The sequence below is a fragment of the Candidatus Collinsella stercoripullorum genome (assembly GCF_027669965.1).
Taxonomy (GTDB): domain Bacteria; phylum Actinomycetota; class Coriobacteriia; order Coriobacteriales; family Coriobacteriaceae; genus Collinsella; species Collinsella stercoripullorum.
In genome coordinates, this window is the sequence record NZ_JAQECM010000022.1 from 1 (window position 1) to 21,540 (window position 21,540).

18 protein-coding genes and 1 riboswitch are annotated in these 21,540 nt (G+C 66.4%); of the genes, 8 read left to right on the plus strand and 10 right to left on the minus strand.

Annotated features, from left to right (window positions below):
• The first annotated feature begins 423 nt into the window (after positions 1-423).
• A complete protein-coding gene (locus PHA29_RS05955) occupies positions 424-981 on the plus strand; it encodes a DUF5714 domain-containing protein (protein WP_270848642.1) in 558 nt (185 codons plus the stop codon).
• 133 nt (positions 982-1,114) lie between these two features.
• On the opposite strand, the gene PHA29_RS05960 is transcribed toward PHA29_RS05955, so the two are convergent.
• Positions 1,115-1,870: an Abi family protein gene (locus PHA29_RS05960; protein ID WP_270848643.1), complete on the minus strand. Its 756-nt coding sequence runs from the start codon at positions 1,868-1,870 to the stop codon at positions 1,115-1,117.
• Positions 1,871-2,221: 351 nt separating this feature from the next.
• On the opposite strand from PHA29_RS05960, the gene PHA29_RS05965 reads away from it, so the two are divergent.
• The 5 genes from PHA29_RS05965 to PHA29_RS05985 all read left to right on the plus strand — a co-directional run bounded on the left by PHA29_RS05965 (position 2,222) and on the right by PHA29_RS05985 (position 6,661).
• On the plus strand, positions 2,222-2,503 hold the full coding sequence (locus PHA29_RS05965; protein ID WP_270848644.1) for a hypothetical protein: 282 nt from the start codon (positions 2,222-2,224) through the stop codon (positions 2,501-2,503).
• A gap of 131 nt (positions 2,504-2,634) precedes the next feature.
• Positions 2,635-3,285 carry an Ltp family lipoprotein gene (locus PHA29_RS05970; RefSeq protein WP_270848645.1) on the plus strand — a complete coding sequence of 217 codons (651 nt, stop codon included), beginning with the start codon at positions 2,635-2,637 and terminating at the stop codon, positions 3,283-3,285.
• A gap of 74 nt (positions 3,286-3,359) precedes the next feature.
• Complete coding sequence (locus PHA29_RS05975; RefSeq protein WP_270404224.1) at positions 3,360-3,779, plus strand: XRE family transcriptional regulator; 420 nt, start codon at positions 3,360-3,362, stop codon at positions 3,777-3,779.
• A 160-nt stretch (positions 3,780-3,939) separates the two neighbouring features.
• Positions 3,940-5,430: a serine/threonine protein kinase gene (locus PHA29_RS05980; protein WP_270848646.1), complete on the plus strand. Its 1,491-nt coding sequence runs from the start codon at positions 3,940-3,942 to the stop codon at positions 5,428-5,430.
• 265 nt (positions 5,431-5,695) lie between these two features.
• Positions 5,696-6,661 carry an Abi family protein gene (locus tag PHA29_RS05985; RefSeq protein WP_270848647.1) on the plus strand — a complete coding sequence of 322 codons (966 nt, stop codon included), beginning with the start codon at positions 5,696-5,698 and terminating at the stop codon, positions 6,659-6,661.
• Between the two features lie 286 nt (positions 6,662-6,947).
• On the opposite strand, the gene PHA29_RS05990 is transcribed toward PHA29_RS05985, so the two are convergent.
• Positions 6,948-8,054 (minus strand): coiled-coil domain-containing protein, encoded by a 1,107-nt coding sequence (locus PHA29_RS05990; protein WP_270848648.1) that lies wholly within the window; start codon positions 8,052-8,054, stop codon positions 6,948-6,950.
• A gap of 390 nt (positions 8,055-8,444) precedes the next feature.
• A riboswitch (adenosylcobalamin-variant (AdoCbl-variant) riboswitch) is annotated at positions 8,445-8,523 on the plus strand.
• A 128-nt stretch (positions 8,524-8,651) separates the two neighbouring features.
• Between PHA29_RS05990 and PHA29_RS05995 the strand changes: the two genes are divergently transcribed.
• A complete protein-coding gene (locus tag PHA29_RS05995; RefSeq protein ID WP_270848649.1) occupies positions 8,652-11,735 on the plus strand; it encodes a DUF4430 domain-containing protein in 3,084 nt (1,027 codons plus the stop codon).
• A 2-nt stretch (positions 11,736-11,737) separates the two neighbouring features.
• Positions 11,738-12,667 (plus strand): DUF4430 domain-containing protein, encoded by a 930-nt coding sequence (locus PHA29_RS06000; RefSeq protein WP_270848650.1) that lies wholly within the window; start codon positions 11,738-11,740, stop codon positions 12,665-12,667.
• A gap of 179 nt (positions 12,668-12,846) precedes the next feature.
• On the opposite strand, the gene PHA29_RS06005 is transcribed toward PHA29_RS06000, so the two are convergent.
• The 8 genes from PHA29_RS06005 to glf all read right to left on the minus strand — a co-directional run bounded on the left by PHA29_RS06005 (position 12,847) and on the right by glf (position 20,989).
• Positions 12,847-13,254 (minus strand): GtrA family protein, encoded by a 408-nt coding sequence (locus PHA29_RS06005; RefSeq protein WP_270848652.1) that lies wholly within the window; start codon positions 13,252-13,254, stop codon positions 12,847-12,849.
• Between the two features lie 264 nt (positions 13,255-13,518).
• Entirely contained in the window at positions 13,519-13,914 is a 396-nt protein-coding gene (locus PHA29_RS06010) for a GtrA family protein (RefSeq protein WP_270404236.1), read from the minus strand.
• Positions 13,915-14,022: 108 nt separating this feature from the next.
• Complete coding sequence (locus PHA29_RS06015; protein WP_270848654.1) at positions 14,023-15,933, minus strand: fructose-1,6-bisphosphatase; 1,911 nt, start codon at positions 15,931-15,933, stop codon at positions 14,023-14,025.
• A gap of 294 nt (positions 15,934-16,227) precedes the next feature.
• Positions 16,228-16,989 carry an ABC transporter ATP-binding protein gene (locus PHA29_RS06020; protein ID WP_270404240.1) on the minus strand — a complete coding sequence of 254 codons (762 nt, stop codon included), beginning with the start codon at positions 16,987-16,989 and terminating at the stop codon, positions 16,228-16,230.
• A 9-nt stretch (positions 16,990-16,998) separates the two neighbouring features.
• Positions 16,999-17,829: an ABC transporter permease gene (locus PHA29_RS06025; RefSeq protein WP_270404242.1), complete on the minus strand. Its 831-nt coding sequence runs from the start codon at positions 17,827-17,829 to the stop codon at positions 16,999-17,001.
• Positions 17,830-18,348: 519 nt separating this feature from the next.
• Positions 18,349-18,645 carry a helix-turn-helix domain-containing protein gene (locus PHA29_RS06030; protein WP_270404243.1) on the minus strand — a complete coding sequence of 99 codons (297 nt, stop codon included), beginning with the start codon at positions 18,643-18,645 and terminating at the stop codon, positions 18,349-18,351.
• Positions 18,642-18,854, minus strand: coding sequence for a helix-turn-helix domain-containing protein (locus PHA29_RS06035; protein WP_270404244.1), 213 nt, complete (start codon positions 18,852-18,854; stop codon positions 18,642-18,644). The genes PHA29_RS06030 and PHA29_RS06035 overlap by 4 nt, the downstream gene beginning before the upstream one ends.
• A gap of 1,013 nt (positions 18,855-19,867) precedes the next feature.
• Positions 19,868-20,989, minus strand: coding sequence for a UDP-galactopyranose mutase (gene glf, locus PHA29_RS06040; RefSeq protein ID WP_270404245.1), 1,122 nt, complete (start codon positions 20,987-20,989; stop codon positions 19,868-19,870).
• Positions 20,990-21,540 lie beyond the last annotated feature (551 nt).

Sequence of the window (21,540 nt, forward strand, 5' to 3'; positions counted from 1 at the left end):
ACGCGAGCCCGGCGGCGCTCGCAGAGGTCGCGCTGCCGCGGGGGCTCCTCGACGGGCTCGGCGTCCGCGCCTTGCCGCCCGCCGAGGTGGAGACGAGGCCCGAGCTGATCGAGAGGCTGAGGGCCGAGCGGGACGCGGCGCGCGGGTAGCGCGCGGCGCGCGAGGGGAATCGGTATCGCGGCGGGGGCGAAAACCGGTCCGGAGGGGCCTGCACTCAGTCTGTCACAGGCGGGGTCCGGGCGCGACGCGGCATGCCGCGCGGGAGCAAGGCGAACGGGCGGGCTGCGCTAACCGTGCCGAAATGGAGGACGCGGACGGCTCCGCCGGGCGCCTTTCCCTGCACTTTCCCCGTCAGCTGCACTTACCCCGCCGAACCTGCACTAAAATTGGCAATCAACCATCGATACGACGCGAGGAGGAACCATGGAAGCAACTAAGAGAACCGTGGGTTGGGCGAACGCGATCTGCCTGGCGAGCGACTCGCTCTGCCCAGCGGACCTCCTGGAGGAGGTGATGTCCGCGCCGGAGTGCGCGCCGTTCGGGCCGGTGCACCACTACCTCGTCGGGGCGACGCTCCTCACGTGCGCCCGCAACGCCATGGGGACCGAGGCGCTTCCCGCGCAGCTCGCCGAACTTGAGCGGCGTTCGAACGCGGTGCCCGGAGGCGTGTGCGCCCATTGGGGGATCTGCGGCGCCGCCATCTCATGTGGCATGGCGCTCTCCATTCTTCTGGAGAACGCCCCGCTCAGGCCCGAAGGGTGGAGCGACGCCCAGCTGATGGTCTCCGACATCGCGGAGAAGATCGCGAAGGCGGGTGCCCCGCGCTGCTGCAAGCGCGACTCCCGCATAGCGGTCCGCGTGGCGACCGGTTGGTTCAACAAGCTCCTCGGCACAGACCTGGTTCTTCCGAGCGGCAATCCCACATGCGAGGTGTCTTCGAGAAACGATGCCTGCCTCACGACCGGGTGTCCGTATTACTGATCCTGCCCCCTCGCCATTAGCTGCGAGCCGAGGAAGCTCGATTGTTCCGTCACGGTGAACATCCACGGCACGTTCCAAAGACATGGAGAGGGCGCCCGCGGGCGCCTCTCCGGTCGTGCACGCTCGCAAGTCCCTATAGTCTCACGTCGGCGGGCGCCGGATGCTCCTCGCAGAAAAGCTCGACCGGGTTCGCCGAGCCGTCACCGTACAGCCGCTCCGCCGCCTCCGGGCACAGGCCGCGCAGCAGCCGCACGACGTCGGAGCCGACAGCGAGGGGAGAGAGCTCCGCCCTGACGGGGTCGAACAGGCGCTCCGCATGCGCTGCGCGGTTCCTCACCCGCAGGATTCCGTTCAGGGAGTGCTGCAGGCTTGCCCTCTTTATGCCTTTCGGCCATGTGCGGTATAGGCACGTCCTCCAGATCGCAGCCTCGCGCGAGCGGTCGGTGAGGTGCACCCAGAAGCCGAGGGTGAGGCTTGCCACGAGAGAGCCATGCGTGAATCCACGGGGGAGCCCCGCAACGGCGGCGTCGATGATTCGCCGGTTGGTGTGGTTCGCGTCCAGCTCGCCGCGCTTGGACCTCCTCACGAGGGGCATGCGGGCGGGCGAGTCATCATCGATGAGCCAGTCGCCACCCCAGGACTCGCGCATGACGCGGTCGTAGGCGTTACGCAGCGCCACCTCGAAGTACGATATGTCGCGCATGAGCGTCTGCGCGAGGGATGCGTTCCACTCGTAGAGGTCGAGGGCGCGCACGACGTCGCCGCTGCATGTCGAGAGATAGGGCGCGAGCCGCTCGGCGGAAAGCCATCGCTCCGCCCACGCGCGCGTCGCGCCTTCTGGATTCACGTTGTCGCTGCTTGAGAGGGATTGTCCGGGCACCACGGCCATCGAACACCTCCTATGAATACAATCGAGGCCCGGTGACTTGAATCAGAGGTCATTCCCGGGCCCATCGACACGTATCTTACCCGCTTCCGCGCATCTCGGCAAGGTTCCGGAAGAAGCACAGGATACCATCATTTCGCGCGCTTCCGCCCCCCCCTGAGTCCGCGCTTCCTGCACGGGGGAGTTGCGGTGTATCTAAGGAAACGAGGTCTGCCTCACGACCGGCTGCCCGTATTTCTGATCCTGCCCGCCTTCGCCATTAGCTGTGATCTAATGAAACCCGGATTCCGACTCGATACGATTGCGATGCATCGAGAGGTACAGCTTGTAGCTTTCAGGTGAAAGGAACGGAACATGCAGCAGGATCTTCAGCAGAAACCCGTGACGGTCAGCGGTATCGTCAGCACGGTCTTCGGCGGTATCGCACTTCTGACCAGCTTCATCCCCATCATCAACAACGCTTCCGCCATCTTCGGCTTCGTCGGGGCCATCCTCGGCATCATCGCAGTGATGGGGACGCGCGCGAATGGAAAGAAGTCGGGGCGCGCGCTTGCGGCCGTCGGCCTCGTCATCTCGGTCGTCTCCGTCGCGATCGTACTGGCCCTTCAGGCCCAGTGGGCGGCGATGCTCTCCTAGGCTCCTCCTCTTCGCGGGCCTCGGGCCATGCGCCGATCGCACGGCGCCATGATTGCCGCTTGAGGCATATCATGCGCAGTGGGTCGCCCCTCGGCTCTGAGGTGACGTCTGCATCAGAAAGGATGATGAACATGCGCTACGGTTTCCACGTCGCTCGGACCACGCTCTCCCTGCTCGTTGCCGCGACTCTGGCACTCGGGTCGGCCGGCCTGCTCACGGGTTGCGACGATACCGCCCCCAACTCGTCTGGCACCGTCGGGCAGCAGGACGTCTCGACGTCCGAGGCGGAGTCCGACGGGGCCTCGGCCGAGCAGGAGGCCGCTCAGGACGTTCCGGCCGACTACACGTCCGCGCTCAACCAGGCGCGCTCCTACAGCGACACGCTGAACATGTCCAAGCAGGGTATCTACGACCAGCTCACCTCGGAATACGGCGGTCAGTTCTCGCCCGAGGCCGCGCAGTACGCCATCGATAACGTGCAGGCGGACTGGAACGCGAATGCCCTTGCCAAGGCGGGGGATTACAGCGACACGATGCATATGTCCAAGCAGGGGATATACGATCAGCTGGTTTCCGAGTACGGCGAGAAGTTCACGCCGGAGGAGGCTCAGTACGCCGTCGACAACCTCCAGGCCGATTACAACGCGAACGCCCTTGCCAAGGCGCGCGACTATCAGGAGATGATGAGCATGTCCCCCGAGGCGATCCGCGACCAGCTCGTCTCGGAGTACGGCGAGAAGTTCACCCAGGAGGAAGCGGATTACGCCGTCGCCAACCTGTAGGAACGGTGCACCGGCTCAATCTTCGGGGCGGGTACCATGGATGAGGGCCTCAAGCGGATGAAGAGGGGGATGTCATGACCGAACGACTGACTGAGGAGGTGCTGCGGGAGCTGCTGGACGCCCCGAGCATCGATTCGTTCATCGCCGACCACGAGTTCCCCTCCTGCACGCTCGCCGAGTACCTCCAGCACCTGCTGGAGAAGAAGCACCTCGAGCGCGCCCGCGTGGTGCGCATGGCCGACCTGAACGAGACCTTCGGCTACCAGATCTTCACCGGCGCGCGCAACCCGAGCAGGAACAAGGTACTGCAGATCGCCTTCGCTATGGCGCTCACGCTGAAGGAGACCAACCGCGCGCTGTCGGCGGCCGGCGCGAACGTCCTCACCTGCAAGAACCGCCGCGATGCCATCATCATCTTCTGCATCGACCACGGCTGCTCCCTCCAGAAGGTGAACGAGGAGCTCTACCGTCTGGGCGAGGAGACCGTCTGCTGAGGTGCCGTGCCGGCGGCGCGGTGAGCCGCCGGCCGGACGGCTTGCACTCCGCCGGGGCGGCCTGCATGCTGCCGGAGCGGCCTCCGTCGCCCGGCGCATCGCCCACGGCCCGGGCCTTCGGCGCGGCTGTCTGTCCGCGCCGCCTGCTATGATTACCCCCATGGATACCGAAGACCGCACACACGACGACGCCGACCTCTCATCCGAGCTCGACGGCTTCCTGGAAGCCGCTGCGCGCTCGGACAGCTGGCGCGTCGAGCGCACACTCAAATCGTCCCCGTTCGAGACGACGGAGCTCGTGCGGTTCCGCGGCGCCTCCGGCGGCGAGCTCGGCCCCTTCATCCGCAAGCGCATCGACTGCTCCGCCGGGGTCGGTCGCGCGTACGAGCGGCTCTGGGACGCCCAGCGCTCGGGCGTCATCCTGCACGGCGTCCCGCGCCTGGTCGAGTGCCTCCGCTCGGGCGACGATCTCTCGGTCGTGACCGAGTTCATCGAGGGCAGGACGCTGGGTGAGCTCGTGCGCGACGAGGGCGCCTCGGAGCGCCTGGCGACGGGCATCATGCCCGCCCTGTGCGACGCGGTGTTCGAGCTGCACACCCTGCTCGACCCACCGCTCATCCATCGCGACCTCAAACCCTCCAACGTCATCGTCCGCTCGGACGGAAGGCCGTTCGTGATCGATTTCGGCATCGCCCGCGCATGGGACGGCAAGGCCGATGCGGACACCGTCCGTTTCGGCACGCGGGCCTACGCTCCGCCCGAGCAGTTCGGGTTCGGCCAGACCGACGCCCGCTCGGATGTCTACGCCCTGGGAAAGCTCGTCCTGTTCTGCGCCACGGGCGGGGAGGGGACGGGCCCTGCGGACGAGGCCGACCTGCGGCGCCGGGGGCTCTCCGCACCGCTGTCCGAGGTCATCGCCCGTGCGACGGCCTTCGATCCGGCGCGTCGGTTCTCGGGCGCACATGCTCTCGGACGGGCGCTGCGGGAGTGCACGGCCGCAGGCGGCATGTCTGCTCTGCCCGAGAGGGAGCCGTTCGGGTACCGGGTGCCCTCTCCGTCATCGGGGCGCGCGACGGGTCCGATCGGAGGCATGTTGCCTGCTGCTTCCGTGCCTGGCACTGCCGTATCCGCTGTGCTCGGTACGGGCCCGACCGCATCTGCCGCCCTCGCGACGGGTCGGGCTGCATCCATCACCCATGAAACAGACCAGCTCGCCTCCGCCGTCCCCGCGCCAGGTCCGGCCGCACCTCCCGCGTCTGCATCGGACCCTATCGCATCGGCCGCCCCAGTGCCACGTCGGAGCCGTGTCGTCGCGGCCCTCGACCGAATCCCGCTCGGCGTCGGCGTGGTATGGGACCTCGTCGTGCTGTTCGTCTACGCGTTCTGCGTGCTCGGCAGCGTCTTCGCGATCGTGCGGCCCAACGAGAACGACGCGGCTCTGCCGCTGTGGTTCCGCGTGATGGAGTACGGGCTGCTGATCATCGTCTGCTTCGGCGTGATCGGCTGGGCGCTGCTCGACAAGCGCCCGCTGCGCGCCATCTTCCCGCGCCTGCCGCGGCTCGGGTTCCTCCGCGGCCTGCTGCTCGGCGTCGGCATCGTCGGCTCATGCTTCGTGGCGACGGTCGCGGCCGCGATCTACGTCGGGGTCTAGCTCCGCAGGGGGGCGACCTATTGTCTCTCCATCCTTTCCTCGGTATTGTGATTAGCTGAAGTGGGCGTCGACGGCCGATTCCAGGGAGGGGATGGCTTGATGGCTGAATAAGCCGTCAAACGTAAAGAAATCAGTTTTTCCTGAACATATGCCAGTTTTCGGGTAGAGTAGGGACAGCGGTATTGACGCGGTGACCTTACGGGGCCTGCGTCCGCAGAAGGCGGCTGTCCTACGGGATGGTCGCCTTCGTCTTTATGGAGGGAAGATGTGCTGCAAGCCGTTTTTATCCATCGATAAGCAGATAAGGCTTCTCGAGGACCGCGGAGTGAAGACCGTCTCCGACACCGCTGGAATCCTTATGCGCGAGGGCTATTATTCCGTTGTCAACGGCTATAAGAACCCGTTCCTCGATAGCGAGAAAACGGTTGCGGCGGGCGACGATAGATATATGGCCGGAACCGAATTCAACGACCTCTACGATCTCTTCTCGTTCGATAGAGCGCTCAGGCTCATCACGTTCCGTTATCTCATCATGGCTGAAGCTGTCGCGAAAACCGCAATCGCACACTGCTTCGCGCGCGCACATACAGATCCCGATGACTATCTTCTTCAGGCAAGCTACTGCACGCGCGAGGAGTTCGGTGAGTACGGGAAAAGCGAAGAAGACTACACGGGCGAGGTCAATAAGTTAATCGGAATACTGTCTTGGCGGAGAGAGAAGAGCGCCACTGAGTTTATCGAGCATTACAGAAGCGATTACGGCAAGGTTCCGATCTGGGTTCTGTGCAACGACTTGACATTTGGGAACATGGAGCACTTCTTCAACCTCATGAAGCCGAAGGAGAAGTCAGACGTCTGCAAGATGATCGCAACCGGAACGGGCAGGCTCGGCGACAAGCTCGTCGGGTACTTCGATGTGCCGACGGCGCGCATCAGCCTTGAAGTGCTCGTAAAGTTCAGAAACATCTGCGCCCACGACGAACGCCTGTATTGCGCACATGTTGGGGATAGGAAAAACGTCAACTACGCGAAAATGGTATGGATGCTGGAGAGGTATCTGACGAACTCCGACTTCTTCTCGTTCCTCGATCAGATAAACGACCTTATCGGAAGTTATAACAGCAGAAACGGTTCCCTTGGGCACATTCTCTCGTCTTTAGGCTTTCCCGAACTCATCAGAAAGATCGAAAGTCGGATCGAGCTTCTTGAGAAGAGTTCGTCAAAGGAATAGATATGGGCGTATCGGGGCGGAAACGCCCCTGTGCTGTCTTGGAAAATACGTGGCGCTCGCAGCCGACTGTTCGAGGTTTGTGGGCGATCCGATGCCGGCACGGTGGCCGAGGTGGGGCGCAGCGCACGGGCGCAGACGCACAAGTGGGGATACGCGGGCATTCGGGACCGGCCCAAAAGAAAGGGGTCGCCCGCGCGTTCACTGAGCGACCTATAAAAATAGCTTGGGATATTTTGGGAGACAAGTAGAATATGCAAGCTATCTACGTGCGGTTATGTGACAAGGCCTAGATCAAATTCATCTGCCCGCCGACCTTGTTGTACCAGTCCTGCCACGTGGGCGGGCAGTACTTCTGCGCGGCGGCCGGGGTGAGGGTGGGCCCGTAGACGTCGCCGAGGAAGGCGACATGGGCGGTGATGGACTCCTCCCAGCTGGAGAAGCGGGTGCTCGTCATCCAGCCCCACGCGTTGTAGTCGCGGAAGCAGTAGGTGCCCTTGGTGCTCTCGATGCACGCGATCGCGGGTGACCAGCGCGGGTCGACGCTGTTGTCCCACGCGGCCTCGGCGAAGACGCGCCCGTAGCCCGCGAGCGGGCTGCCGGACAGGTAGGCGTCGATGCGCGCGGTCCAGGTGGAGATGAACTCGTCGCGCGTGACGTTCCAGTTGACGGAGCCGTCGACGGTCACCGAGGCGCTCTGGCCGGACTGGTTCGCGGTGTTGTTCGCGTTGCCGCCGTCCGCGCCCTCGCCCGACGCGGCAGAGGTGTCGGCGGCGAGGCGCGCCAGCTCCTCGGCGGCCTCCTGCTCGGCGCGTGCCTGGGCCTCGCTGCGCAGCCTCTGGGCCTCCGCGAGCGTGTCGGCCGCCTTCTGCTCGGCGTCCTCGGCCTGCTTGCGCGCCTCCTCGAGCTCGGTCTTCTTCTGCTCGAGCTCGGCCTCGGCGTCGTTCAGTTCCTGGATGTCCCGGTTGTTGGACTCCTGGATCTGATCCATGTAGGTGAGGGTTGAGATGGCGTCGTCGAGCGTCGTGGTCCCCAGGACCACGCCCAAGAAGCCGCCGGAGCTCTTCTGATGCTTGTACTGGGCGCGCATGGCGTCCGAGGCGCGCTCGCGCAGCTCGGGCAGACGCGCCTCGAGCTCGGCGATATCGGACTCGTTCTGGTCGATGAGGGCCTGGAGCTCGTCGAGGGCGGTCTGCGCCTCCTCGTAGGCGGCCGTCGCGTCCTCGACCTGCTTGCGCGCATCGTCGAGCTGGGCCTGCGTGGCCTCCGACACCGCGTAGGCGGCGGTGGGGGAGAGCAGCGGGGCCGCGGCGAAGGCGACGGCGAGGGTGGCGCAGGTGATCAACCGCGCCGGACGGCGAAGCATCAAGGAGATGTGAGACGAGCTCGCGTGCATATACCACCTCGGGCAAATCTGGATTCATCCCAACGCGACCCAGTATACGACATGGTTCGAGTTCAACTTGAACGTTAGACCTCTTTAAGGGTCAAGTTGAAGGTTGGGGTTCGGCTGCGAGCAGCGCGAACGCCGAGTTGTTGAGAAACTCTGGAGTTTCAAGTGAACCTTGAAGGTTCGGCGCCTGCGCCGCGAGGAGTCCGCTGCGGCCCCGCGCGTCCCGCCTCGTGCCGGGCGCGTTCCCCGGAGGCGTCCGCGAAAGCCCCTGTTCCTGCCGCTCGGGGGTGCGGTGCGTAATCATGCGCACGCGGGTCCGCGGCATCGCGGGTTGTGTTACGATGCCGGACGTAACTGGCCAAGATGGTGGCGCGGAGACGCGTGGGCACGCCGTGTACTCGGCGGCCCGGGGGAATCGGGGTGCGAGTCCCCGGCTGTACCAGCAACCGTAACTCGGACGGCCGCGAGTGCACACGCTGTAGATCGGGCGGCGTGCGCGGTCGACTAACGTCAAGTCGGATTTCTCCCCATCTGTGTCGTGTCGCAGGCGCAACGATGCCTGCGGGGCCGCGGCATGGCCCTGGAGAGAAAGGACCGAGCATGATCGGTATCCGGGCGGCGCTCGCCGCCGCAGCTTCCCGCCGTCGATCCGACGGCGATCCCGCACAAGGAATCCCCCGCACCGCGTTGCCTACGGCGCGTGCCCTGACGGCCCTCGCGGTGGCCTTCGCCCTTGCCATGGGGCAGGTCCCGACGGCCGCGCTCGCCGCCGAGCTCGGTGTCGACTCCGTCGCCCCCGCAGACGTCGAGGCGATGGACGCGGCGACGGGCTCATCCGACGTCACCGACGCCTCGAGCGAGGCGCCCGCGGACGCCGCTGACGACGCATCCTCTGACGCCGCGACCGCGGACGGGACGGACGGGGACGCCGTCGAACCCGACGCCGCGGACTCCCAGGACGTCCCGGCCGGGACTTCCTCCCAAGACGACGCCGCGACCGCGGACCGGGCGGCGGGGGAGGAGGCATCCGACCCTTCGGCCGACGAGACGGCGCCGGCGGAGGAGCAGAAGATCGCCGCCTCGGCCTCCATCATCGGGCCGGGCTCTAACGGTGCGGACGCCATCTGGTACGGCAACGACTCCTTCCAGGTCGACGCCGGCTCCACGGCCGCCGACGTGCTCGAGCGCGCCCTGGCCGACGCGGGCCTGACCGCCGACTACGGCGAGAGGGACTACGGCTGGTACCTCAATACGATCACGTCCCCCTATACCGGCGAGGTCCTCGGCTGGGACCAGCCCTCCGGCCATTACTGGCAGGTGTTCGTGAACGGCAAGGCCTCCGAGGTCGGCGCCGGCTCGGTGGAGCTCAAGGACGGCGACAGCGTCGCGCTGTACTACTCCGCCTACGGCGAGTCCCTGCCCGACGGCGACCTCCCGCAGAGCCTGTCGGTCACCGCGGCCGTCATCGGACCGGACTCCCATGGCATCTCGGCCGCATGGGCTGAGGAGCGCACCTGGACGGTCGAGGAGGGCGAGACCGCGGCGGACCTCACCGAGCGCGTCCTCGCCGACGCGGGGCTCACCGCCGACTACGGCGAGGGCACCTACGGCTGGTGCCTCAATACGATCACGTCGCCCTACACCGACGAGGTCCTCGGCTGGGATGAGGCATCGGGCAGGTACTGGCAGCTGTTCGTGAACGGCGAGCCGTCCGAGGTCGGCGCCGGCTCCTTGGAGCTCAAGGAGGGCGACCGCGTCGTCTGGGCGTACGCCGCCTACGGCGCCGAGGAGCCTGTGCCCGGCGAGCCCGACGCGGATGCCGAGCGCCCCAACTACGACTCCGACTGGACCGGTTTCGGCAACGGCGGCGGCACCACGCTGGTGGGCGTGCCCACGCCGAGTGAGTCCGCCGAGCAGAAGTGGGCCGTCGACCTCAAGAAGCCCGGCGAGTACTACGTTTCCGCCGGCGACCCCATGATCGTGAACGGCGACATCTACGTCACGAGCTCCACCGAGCTCATCCGCATCGACGGGGACACCGGCGAGGTGCTCGACCGCGTGAGCACGGGCGGGCGCACCACCTACTTCTCGCGCCCCGTCTACGCGGACGGCGTCATCATCATCCCCTCCGACGACGGCTCGATCGCCGCGTTCACCGCCGACACCCTCACCTGCGTGTGGCGCACCGCCGCGCTCGAGGCCCCGTCCACGGGCGGCCGCTACCAGGCGAACTCGACGCTCACCGTGGTCAACGGCTGCGTGATCGCGGGCTTCGAGGCCGGCGCCGGCGCGTCCGGCACCGCCTCGGCGGGTGCCCTGGTCTGCGTGAGCATCTCCGACGGCGAGGTCATGTGGGTCAACACCTCCGTCAAGGAGGGCGACAGCGCCGGCGAGGGGTACTACTGGGCGGGTGCCGCGGTCTCCGGTGACGAGATCGTGATCGGCGACGACGGCGGCAAGGTCCAGCTCATCGACGCCTCGACGGGTGACGTCCTTTCGTCCGTGCAGATCGGCATGCCGTGCCGCTCCACCATCGTCGCGGCGGGCACCGAGGACGGCGACGAGGTGTTCCTGGCCGTCGGCCAGTCGCCCGCGACCCTGTTCAAGATCGTCCGCGAGGGCGACACCCTGCGCATCGCGGGGCAGGTGGAGTTCGGCTCCTCGTCGACCTCCACGCCCGCGGTCGCGGACGGGCTCGTGTACGTCGGCGGCCTCAACGGCTCCTACAACGGTATCCTCGCCGTCATCGACCTCGGCACCATGACCGTTTCGGACACCTTCGTGACCGACGCGCGGGGCGAGGTCAAGTCCTCGCCGCTCGTCTCGGTCCAGGGCGATGGCACCTACGTTTACTTCACCGCCAACTCGCGGCCCGGCGGCGTGTACCGCTACTCCCTCTCCACGGGGGAGGCGACGCTGCTGTTCACGCCCGACACGGCGCAGCAGAACTACTGCACCGCGAGCGTCATCGCCGACGCCGAGGGCAACCTGTACTACACCAACGACTCCGGTCACCTCTTCTGCATCTCCGCGGCCGCGGGCTACACGGTCACCTACGACACCCAGGGCGGCAGCTCCGTGGCGGCGTCCCATCCGGTCCAGGGCGGCAAGCTGCTCAAACCGGCCGACCCCGAACGCGAGGGGTACCGCTTCACCGGCTGGTACACCGATGCCGCGTGCACGGCCGCGTGGGACTTCGATGACCCGGTGAACGCCGACATGACCCTCTACGCCGGCTGGGAGCCCGTCTCCGACGACACGCCCCCGGTGACCCCCGGCGGCGGGACCGGCACCGGCTCCAGCGGCTCCACCGGCGGTTCGACGAACGGCTCGACCGGCGGCTCCACGGGCTCCGGGCAGGGCACCGTCCCCGCGGGCGCCCGTCCGGTCGCGACGGGGACCGTCCCCGCGGGCGCCACGCCCCTCTCGACGGCCGCCGCGGGCGCCGATGCCGGGCAGGACGCCGCGGTGGCCGATGAGGCCGACGGGTCCGCATCCGACGGGACCTCTGCCGCGGGCGCTGCGGCCCGCTCCGCCGTCGCCTCGGCGGAGGATGCCGCCGAGAGCGCGCAGACGGGTGCGCCCATGGCGCTCGCGGGCGTCGTCGTCGGCGTCATCGGGCTGGCCGCGATCGCCGCGTACCTGGTGATCTCCCGCCGCCGCGATTCCGAGGGCGGTCGATAGCCATGGCCGCTGACGATACCCGCAAACTCGATCCCGTTGAGAACGGGGGCGCCGCGCCGGACGCCGCGCACGGTGACCTCGACAGGACGCAGCAGGCCCCGGCCCGTCCGGCGGGCGAGGCCTCGACCCCCGAGTCCTTCGTCACCTTCGGCGAGGGGGCGCAGGGGGATCCGGGGAAGGCCGCGGCGCCCAGGCGCGCGACGGGTCGCCCCGTCCTCCTGGGCGCGCTCGCGCTCTGCTGCGTCGTCCTGATCGTCGCCTCGCTCGGCTTCGTCCATCCGTCGGATGACGGGTCCTGGTCCCTCTCGTGGCTCTTCCAGACCACGGAGGCGGCCGAGGAGCCCGCGTCCGCCGGGAGCGGCTCGGCGGACGCGTCCGGCGCCCCCGCCGGCGCCGACGGCGCGTCGGACGCTGCGGACGGCTCCGCCGACGCCTCCTCCGCCGACGCTTTCGGCCAGGATGCCGGAGCCTCCGCCGACAGCTCCGTCTCCTCCTCGGACACGGGCGCCGCTTCCAGCTCCGGCGGTTCCTCGTCCTCCTCTTCGTCTTCCTCGGGCGGGGGCTCGTCCAGCTCCTCCGGCGGCTCCCAGGGGTCGTCCGGCGGCTCGCAGACCCCGTCCGACGACCGGCGCGACACGGTGACCGTCACCGTGACGATCAGCTCCGACGTCGTGGGCGGGAGCGTCTCCGGCGGCGGGACCTTCACGTTCGAGAAGGGCGCCACGGCCTACGACGCCCTGTGCGCCTGCGGCCTCTCGGTGAACGCGAGCGACTCGGCGTACGGCATCTATGTGAGCGCGATCGGCGGGCTCGCCGCCGAGGGCACGCAGGGGTGGAACTACGCCGTCAACGGCGTGACCCCCGGCATGAGCTCCAGCTACTACGAGCTCTCGGACGGCGACACCGTCGACTGGTTCTACGTGCTGTCCTAGCTTGCGCGAACACGCGCCCTGATGCACTCCGCGGGCCCGTCTCCGGTTCATCCGGCGGCGGGCCCGTTCCCGTTGCGCGCGGACGCACCGGACCGGGAGCCGGCGCTCGGAAACGGAAGCGACCGGCTCGCAGCCGGTCGCGGTCTCGGTACGATGCGGTTGGGATGCCGGGAAGGGGCTTAGGCGCGCCCACCGTCCAGGAAGCGGCGGCGGCTGAAGAAGTTGTACCAGGTGACCAAGAAGGTGGAGATCAGCTTCATGACCTGGTAGCCGATGCTCAGGACCGCGACGCCCACGAACATGAACAGGTCGTTCAGACCGAGCCCGACGGCGGAGAGCACCGCGAAGATGGTGAACTCGCGCTTGCGGGACAGGTCGTCGCGGCGGCTGAACACATAGCGCATGCTCAGGAAGTAGTTCACCACGACGGAGGCGAGAAACGACGCGGAGGTGGCGATCAGGAAATCGACGTGCAGCAGCTCGACCAAGACGAGCAGCAGGATGTAGTCCACGGCGAGCGAGGTGATGCCCACGACGGCGAACTTGCTGAACTGTTTGACGGTGTCCTTGGAGAGCGCTGCGCGCACGGATGCTCCTTCATCGCGACCTGTCGGCGCGGCGGCCGACCGACTGCAGGATACTGTATGCCAATCGTCAGCAAGATGTAAGGAAATCGGCAACAAGAACACAAAGCGCGGCAGGTTGGGTTGAGGTCGGGCCGCAGGGCGGGTTCCGTCCGCGCCGCTCGGCACCCACGCCCGGGGCCTTGCGGGCTGCGAGGGCCCCGCAAGGCCCCGGCGCCTGATACCCGTACGGGGCCTCCGCGGCCTCGTCGCTTCTCCCGCCGCCGTCTACGCCTTCCCGCCGCCGTCGAGGAAGATCTTGCGGGTGACGAAGTTCCACACCATCACGACGGCGGTCGCGAAGATCTTGACGATGCGGTAATCGACGGATACGACCTCGGTGCCCGCCCACATGAGCACGTCGTTGATGATGAGGCCCAGCACCGACAGCACGATGAAGATCGCGAACTCGCGCCGGCGGCTCATCCCCTCGCGGTGGCTGAACACGTAGCGCATGCTCGCGACGTAGTTGAACACCACCGAGACGGTGAACGAGACCGTGGCGGATGCGACCGGGTTCACACCGAAGACCTCGGTGAGGAACACCATGACGCCGTAGTCGATGACGAACGCGATGACGCCGACCACGCCGAATTTCATGAGCTGCGCGATGAGGTTCTTCATACCGGGCCTTCCGAGAGAGACTGCGTTTCGCGACCAGACATTGTAGCGCACGCATGCGCCCGCCGGATGCGCCCGGAGGCATCTCCCCAGCCCCTCCAGGCGTCGGCCTCAGCGGGCGGCTTCCGGGAGCTGTCCGCTGCGGTAGGCCTCCAGCAGCTGCCGCAGGTCGTTGATCTGCGCGCGGATCTCCTCGCCGGTATCGGTGTCCGAGACCATGAGGCGGCGCGTCGGCACGTCGAAGCGGGTCGTCTCGCTCTGGATGTCCGCGTTGCGTATGATGGCCTCCTCCACGCTCTTGAACGCCTCGTGGGCCTTCAGGCGCATGCCGCGGGAGCTCGCGATGAGGGTATAGCCGGCGATGCCGGTCTTGGGGTGGTAGGCCTGGCAGAAGCCGCCGTCGATCACGAGCAGCCGCCCGTCGGCGCGGATGGGGGACTCGCCCTTGATGGTCTTGACCGGGGTGTGGCCGTTGATGATGTGGCCCGATCCGGGGACGATGCCGAACTCGCGCATGATGGCGTCGCAGGCGGGCACCTCCCGCGTGAGCTCGAAGTAGGGGTCCATGGGCTCGGCCCAGGTGGACTCGTCGGCGATGTAGGAGCGCTCGAAGGTCTTGACGAGGCGGCCGGACGCCGGGGACTTGTGCCCGACCCACAGGTACCACATCCAGTCGAGCGCCTCCTGCTCGCGCGTGCGCCAGGCGCGCCGGGCGATGCTGTCGCAGAAGTCCATGTAGTCGCGTCCCGCGCGCCAGGTGCCCAGGCAGTTGACGTTGGTGAACGTCCCGTCGGCGCTCATCGGGACGCAGCCGTGGAACAGCAGGTTGCTGTTGCGCACGAGGTACATCGAGCCGTGGCGGTACAGGAAGTCGATATGGCTGCGCAGATGGTCGCTGCCGGTGAACTCCTGCACGAGCTTGTCGATGATGCGCCCCTCCTCAGGGGTGAGCTCGTAGGGCGAGTCCGGATCGAGGGTGGGGAAGTCGGAGGTGGTGAGCGGCCAGCGCGCCCCGTCGATCTCCACGGTGGCGTCGGCGAGGTCGATCTTGTCGAGCAGCAGGCGGTCGTGCATGTCGAACTCGGGGTGCCGCAGGATGATCTGGCCCTCGAGCTTGAACAGCATCACGTTGATGGCCTTGATGAGCGGCGTGATGCGCTCGCCCGCGCGGTAGGTCCTGTCCGCGAAGGAGACGAGCTCGCGCAGGGAGATGCCGTAATCGTTCTCGAGGATCTCGAAGTTGCCGTAGCGCAGGTTGTTGCGCAGCACGGTCACGATGCAGGCGGGCTCGCCGGCGGCCGCGCCCATCCACAGGATGTCGTGGTTGCCCCACTGGATATCGGTGCGCTGGTGCTCGCAGCGCAGCAGGCGGTCCATGATCTTGGCCGCGCCGCCGCCGCGGTCGAAGACGTCGCCCACCAGGTGGATGTGGTCGACGGCGAGCACCTTGATGAGCTCGGCGAGGGAGTAGATGAAGTCCTCGGTGGAGTCGGTCTCGAGGATCGAGCCGATGATGCGCTCGTGGTAGCGCACGCGGTAGTTGTTCTCGTCGGGGTGGGTGTGGAGCAGCTCGTCGATGATGTAGGCGAAGTCGTGCGGGATCGCCTTGCGGACCTTCGAGCGCGTGTAGCGGCTGGACAGGCGCCGCGCCACCGTGATGAGCTGGTCGAGTATCGTCTTATACCAGGTGGGCGAGTCCTGATGCGCGGCGCGCGCGAGCGCGATCTTCTCGCGCGGGTAGTAGATGAGCGTGCACAGCTCGCCTTTCTCGCGCTCGGAGAGGCTGTCGCCGAAGTCCTCGTCCACGTGCTCGCGGACCACGCCGGAGCAGTTGTTCAGGATGTGCAGGAAGGCCTCGTACTCGCCGTGGAGGTCGCTCATGAAGTGCTCGGTGCCCTTGGGCAGGTTCAAGATCGCCTGGAGGTTGATGATCTCGGTGAAGACCGCCTGCTGGTTGGGGAACTTCTCGGAGAGCAGGGTCAGGTACTTCATGGTCTGCTCGGAACGTTCTGCGGCGATCATGCGCGGGCCTCCTTGCGGCGCTCCCGAGCTGGCCGGTGGCGCCCCGGTACGGACGTATGGCTCACCAGTATGGCCCAGAGGTGTCGAGAGGCTGTGGAGATGGGACGGCCCGTCGGCGGACGGTACAAGAAAACGGCCGAGCCGGACAATTCGTCCCGCTCGGCCGTTTCGCCACGGAGGGATCCGCCTGACGCGCGTGCTGCGGACCTGCGCCCCGTATCAGCGCGCGTCCCGGAGCGCGCCCGAGGGCCGGCAAGCCGCACCCCGCGGAACGGGTCGCGCCCGCTGCGCGCGTCAGCTGAACTGGTTGCGGTAGGCCTCGCAGACCTCGTCGACCGGGCCGTCCATGCGCAGGTCGCCCTTCTCGATCCAGATGGCGCGCTGGCAGATGCGCTCCACCTGCTCGATGGAATGGGAGACGAACAGGACCGTGACGTCGCCGGACTCGATGAAGCGCTGGATGCGCCGCTCGCACTTCTCCTGGAAGAACACGTCGCCCACCGACAGGGTCTCGTCGACGATGAGGATGTCGGGCTCGGTGATCGTGGCGATGGCGAAGGCGATGCGCGCCGTCATGCCGGAGGAGAAGTTCTTGAGCGGCATGTCCATGAAGTCGCGCAGCTCGGCGAACTCGATGATGCCCTCGAGGTTGTCGTCGATGAACTCCTTGGTGTAGCCCAGCAGCGAGCCGTTCAGGTAGATGTTCTCGCGGGCGGTGAGCTCGGGGTCGAAGCCCGCGCCCAGCTCGATGAGGGGCGCGATGTTGCCGCGCACGATGCATTCGCCCTCGCTGGGCTCCAGCACGCCGGCGATGATCTTCAGCATGGTGGACTTGCCCGAGCCGTTGGTGCCCACGAGGCCCACGACCTCGCCGCGGCGCACCTTGAACGAGATGTCCTTGAGCGCGCGGAACTCCTTGAAGAACAGCTCGTGGCGGATGAGCTTGATGAAGTACTCCTTGAGGTTGGTGAGGGACTCCGACGCCATGTTGAAGATCATGGTGACGTCGTTCACCTCGACGGCGTACTCCGGGGTAGCGGATTGGGTGTCTGCCATGAGCGGTCCTTAGATGTAGAGGATGAAGCGGTGCTCGAGCTTGTGGAAGATCAGGTAGCCGATGAGGAACATCACGATGGCCCAGCCGGCGCACAGCGCGACGGTGACGGGCTCGGGGTTGGTCTGCCACAGGAAGATCTGGCGCATGAAGTTCAGGAAGTTGTACATGGGGTTGCCGTACATGAGGACCTGCACCACGGAGGGCATGGCGTGGATGTAGTCGTCGGTCCAGAAGATGGGCGTGAAGTAGGTCCACGCGGTGATGACGACGCTCCACAGGTGCATGATGTCGCGGAAGAACACCGTGAGGGCGGAGAGCATGAGGCCGAGGCCCATGCAGAAGACCATGAGCAGCGCCAGGCACACGGGCAGCCAGATGAGGTGCCAGGTGGGCATGATGCGGAACCACAGCATGACGAGCGCGACCGCGATGAGGGAGAACCCGAAGTTCACGAGCGAGAACAGGACCTTCTGCACGGGGAACACGAAGCGGTGGACCTTGACCTTCTTGAGCAGCGACGAGTTGTCGATAATCGACATGAGGGCCTGCGAGGTCGAATCGCTCATGACCGTGAAGGTGACGTTGCCGATGATGAGGTAGAGCGGGTAGAGCTCGGGGGTGACCGAGCCGTTGCGCCCCTGCGCGAAGATGGTGGAGAAGACCACCGCCATCACGATCATCATGAGCAGGGGGTTCAGCACGCTCCACACGACGCCGAGCACGCTGCGGCGGTATTTGCGCTTGAAATCGCGGGTGACGAGCTGCTTCAGGATGTAGATGTCTTTCTGGAGGTCGTTCTTGGCGTGGGTCGCCTTGAGCGTAGTGGGGATGTCTGCCACGTGCCGGCTCCTTGACGCGTCGTACGATATGGACGAGGGTTCATGGTAGCACAGGGCCCTTGAGCATACCGGATTTCACGAGGACGGTACAGTTGGCGGGCCGTACCCGACGGGAGGAGGGAGCGCTGGGAGCCTCCGGGCCGCCGGGCAGGGCGTGGCGGGAGTCAGGGTGCGCCCGCCACGTCGTTATAGGAGGCACCAATCGGGCTGGAGCGATGGGAGCCAGGGGCCGGCCGGGCGCGTCGTCGCGGGGACCAGGTGCGGCCTGGCGCGACGCGGCGGGGAACAGGACAGCCCGGCACGGCGGGGATCGGGTGTGGCCCGGCGCAGCGGGAGTCAGGGTCCGCCGGGTGCGTCGTCGCGGGAGGCACCAAGCGGGCTGGAGTGCTAGCGAACTGGAGGCCGGTACGTCGCGGCGGGAACCGGAGGCCGGCCGGGGTATCGCGGCGGGGACGGTTCGGGCCGTCGTTTCGGGGTGTCGGTCAGCGCGGGAGGCATCAGGCAGATGGAAGGCGCAGGTCAGTGCAGGAGGCGCCAGGCATCAACGCCCAGACCTTCTGCGATGCGCTCGAGCGTATCGAGCTTGACGGCAGCCTCGCCGCGCTCGATGCAGTCGAGCGCGGGCCTGCTGAGATCGATGCTCATGCAGAATCGCTGCTTGGTGATGCCCGCTGCCTCACGATGCGCTCGGATCGCGCGACCGAGCTTCCGCCGGTGCACGACCAGGTCCACGGCTCCCGTCTGCTCGGAGTCGGGTCCGGGCGGGCGATCTGCGGCGCGGGACGTGCCCGCGTGGGGAAGATCGCACCGCCTCATCGCAGGAGCTCCCACGGTTCCTTCTCGAGCACGACGGACAGCCGGCACAAGGTGTTGAGCTTGATGTTCTGGTCACCGCGCTCGATTCCGTCGAGGATCGGGCGGCTGATGCCCGCCATGAGGCAGAGGCGTGATTTGCTGAGCCCGCCCCGTTCGCGAGCGAGTTTCACGTTCTCGGCGAGCTGTTGTCTAAGCGTTCTAGTATCCATGGGCTAGAGTTTGACCTGACCATATCGGGTAGGGTGAAAGCGCACTTTACATATTCACAAATGAATTACAAGTGTCTACAACCTTCTTTAAAATGGCATCTACCTGCAAGGGTGTTAGTAAATCGAATAAACATGTCCGATATGTCCATCTAGCTTGCAGTATATCGAAACGGATGAAATGGATGCGCGTGGGCAATGCCGGCCATGACGAATCCGACTGCGATAGCAGTCCACTTCGGTATGGATGACGGATGTGGCGGTTCATGCATGGGGCCGTCACGATATCCGTGCGTCGTTCCACGGCTCGGAGTCTGACGGCTGCCCGTGGCGGCATCGATTGCTCGACGTGAGAACATATGTTGGAGCGCGATCAGCCGTCGATCTCGGCTCGCCGAAGCCGTTTTTCGTTCGTGTTCAGGTTTATGGCAAATAATCGCCGTTTCGGGGAGGGTCGCCCAGTTCTGACGACGCCCCGTCGTCCGGCGCCGTCCGCGGTGCGCTTCTCGGCGCCCGTTCTTGTCCGTTGAAAGCGGCTAGAACGGTCAGACCGGACGAACAAAGCAATGACTGCGGTCGCCGGGTGCGCGGGCTATGTCGGCCGCACGGCCCTCCAAGGCCTCGGGGCCCTTCTTCCAGAGGGCGAGCCTCCCCGAAACGGCGATTTTCTGCCAGGAACCGAAACGCGAACGGTACGCGGACCCAATCCGCGGTCGTTCTCGACGCGCGGATTGGGTCCGCTGAGGGAATCGGGGGCCGTCCACATGTCGTGGGCGACCCCCGTGTTCAGCGCCGAGTTCCCGGCCGTGGATTATAGGCTCGCGTTCCCGTCGCTACCGGGTCATGGCGGCGTGACAATGGAGCGCGATAAAGGAGCTGCCCTCATGGTCATCATGAACCGGGGGCTGTCCTATCTGTCACGATGGCGGCGTCACATGGGAGGATGTCCCGCCGGTCATCATGAAACGAGGGCTGTCCTGCCTGTCACGATCGGTCATGACCCCTGATGGCCTGCGCTAGGCGACGGGGTCGATCCCGAGCTCGGAGCGGACCAGGTCGAATGCCGCGGCGACGGCCTTGTCCATGTCGTAGTACTTGTAGCCGCCCAGGCGTCCGGCGAACACGACGCTGCCCTCCTGCTCGGCGAGCTCGCGGTAAGCCCGGTAGAGCTTCTCGTTGCGCTCGTCGTTGATGGGGTAGTAGGGCTCGTCGCCCGGCTTCCAGTCGGCGGGGTACTCGCGGGTGACGACGGTCTTCTCCTGGTCGCCGAACTCGAAGTGCTTGTGCTCGATGATGCGGGTGTAGGGGGTCTCGCGGTCGGTGTAGTTCACCACGGCCACGCCCTGGTGGTTGCGCTCGTCGAGCACGTCGGTCTCGAAGCGCAGGCTGCGGTACTCGAGCGTGCCGAGCTTGAAGTCGTAGAACGCGTCGATCGGGCCGCAGTAGACGGTGCGGTCGGCGATGTCGGGCTGCTCGGAGACCAGCTCGCGGTACTCGACGCCGCAGCGAACCTCCACGCCCTCGAGCATCCGCTCGACCATCTTGGTGTACCCGCCCATGGGGATGCCCTGGAAGCGGTCGTTGAAATAGTTGTTGTCATAGGTGAAGCGGCAGGGGAGGCGCCGGATGATGGAGGCGGGCAGCTCGCGGCAGTCGCGGCCCCACTGCTTCTCGGTGTAGCCCTTCACGAGCTTCTCGAAGATGTCGCGGCCGACCAGGGAGAGCGCCTGCTCCTCGAGGTTACGCGGCTCGCCGATGCCCTCCGCGGCGATCTGCTCGGCGATCTTGGCCTGCGCCTGCGCCGGCGTGAAGACTCCGGGCCACATCTTGGAGAAGGTGTTCATGTTGAAGGGCATGTTGTAGATCTCGCCGTGGAAGTTGGCGATGGGGGAGTTCACGTAGTTGTTGAACTCGGCGAACCGGTTCATGTAGTCCCATACGTCGCGCATGGAGGTGTGGAAGATGTGCGCGCCGTATACGTGGACGTTGATGCCCTCGACCTCGGCGGTGTGGATGTTGCCGGCGATGTGGTTGCGGCGGTCGATGACCAGGCAGGTCTTGCCCGCGCGCTTCGCCTCGTGCGCGAAGACCGCGCCGGTGAGGCCGGCGCCGACGACAAGGTAATCGTAGTGGGACATGGTGCCTTCCGTTTCTACTCGGTGCTCGCTCAGCGGGGACGTCGCCCGCCGTGGCCCAGTATACCGGGAGGGCGACGCTGCCGGCCCCTGGCGCCCGCGCGCACGGGTTTACCATGACGGCAGGCGGAACCGGTCCCGCTGCCAGGTGGGAAAAAGTGCCTGTCCCTATTTTCCCGCACCGATGGGAAAATAGGGACAGGCACTTTTTTCCAGGCGCGGTCCTTCGCGCGCGTCTGCGCACGCCGTCCAATCGGGTTTTATGCAAACCGCCCGGGCGCGAAAAGGCGCCATTCGCCCGATGGGGACGTGGGGAAACCGTGTGCCCGAGGGGCCTGCAGGAAGAAGAAACCCCCGGTCCGACCCGATTTGTTCGTCTTATCGAGCCGCGACGGCGACCCTTGACAGGGCCTCCGCCCCCTATACACTGGACCATGACCTTTAAGCGTGTACGAGATACCGCAAGGATGAAACATATCGCCCGGGGACCGGGCACCTTCCTGCGGATGTCCCGCCACGCGCGGTCGGCATCTGTTTTTTTGCGCCGACCCGGC

Coding starts and splice junctions, on each gene's coding strand:
- PHA29_RS05955 (WP_270848642.1), top strand. CDS start 424: ATGGAAGCAACTAAGAGAACCGTGGGTTGGGCGAACGCGATCTGCCTG.
- PHA29_RS05960 (WP_270848643.1), bottom strand. CDS start 1,870: ATGGCCGTGGTGCCCGGACAATCCCTCTCAAGCAGCGACAACGTGAAT.
- PHA29_RS05965 (WP_270848644.1), top strand. CDS start 2,222: ATGCAGCAGGATCTTCAGCAGAAACCCGTGACGGTCAGCGGTATCGTC.
- PHA29_RS05970 (WP_270848645.1), top strand. CDS start 2,635: ATGCGCTACGGTTTCCACGTCGCTCGGACCACGCTCTCCCTGCTCGTT.
- PHA29_RS05975 (WP_270404224.1), top strand. CDS start 3,360: ATGACCGAACGACTGACTGAGGAGGTGCTGCGGGAGCTGCTGGACGCC.
- PHA29_RS05980 (WP_270848646.1), top strand. CDS start 3,940: ATGGATACCGAAGACCGCACACACGACGACGCCGACCTCTCATCCGAG.
- PHA29_RS05985 (WP_270848647.1), top strand. CDS start 5,696: ATGTGCTGCAAGCCGTTTTTATCCATCGATAAGCAGATAAGGCTTCTC.
- PHA29_RS05990 (WP_270848648.1), bottom strand. CDS start 8,054: ATGCACGCGAGCTCGTCTCACATCTCCTTGATGCTTCGCCGTCCGGCG.
- PHA29_RS05995 (WP_270848649.1), top strand. CDS start 8,652: ATGATCGGTATCCGGGCGGCGCTCGCCGCCGCAGCTTCCCGCCGTCGA.
- PHA29_RS06000 (WP_270848650.1), top strand. CDS start 11,738: ATGGCCGCTGACGATACCCGCAAACTCGATCCCGTTGAGAACGGGGGC.
- PHA29_RS06010 (WP_270404236.1), bottom strand. CDS start 13,914: ATGAAGAACCTCATCGCGCAGCTCATGAAATTCGGCGTGGTCGGCGTC.
- PHA29_RS06015 (WP_270848654.1), bottom strand. CDS start 15,933: ATGATCGCCGCAGAACGTTCCGAGCAGACCATGAAGTACCTGACCCTG.
- PHA29_RS06020 (WP_270404240.1), bottom strand. CDS start 16,989: ATGGCAGACACCCAATCCGCTACCCCGGAGTACGCCGTCGAGGTGAAC.
- PHA29_RS06030 (WP_270404243.1), bottom strand. CDS start 18,645: ATGAGGCGGTGCGATCTTCCCCACGCGGGCACGTCCCGCGCCGCAGAT.
- PHA29_RS06035 (WP_270404244.1), bottom strand. CDS start 18,854: ATGGATACTAGAACGCTTAGACAACAGCTCGCCGAGAACGTGAAACTC.
- glf (WP_270404245.1), bottom strand. CDS start 20,989: ATGTCCCACTACGATTACCTTGTCGTCGGCGCCGGCCTCACCGGCGCG.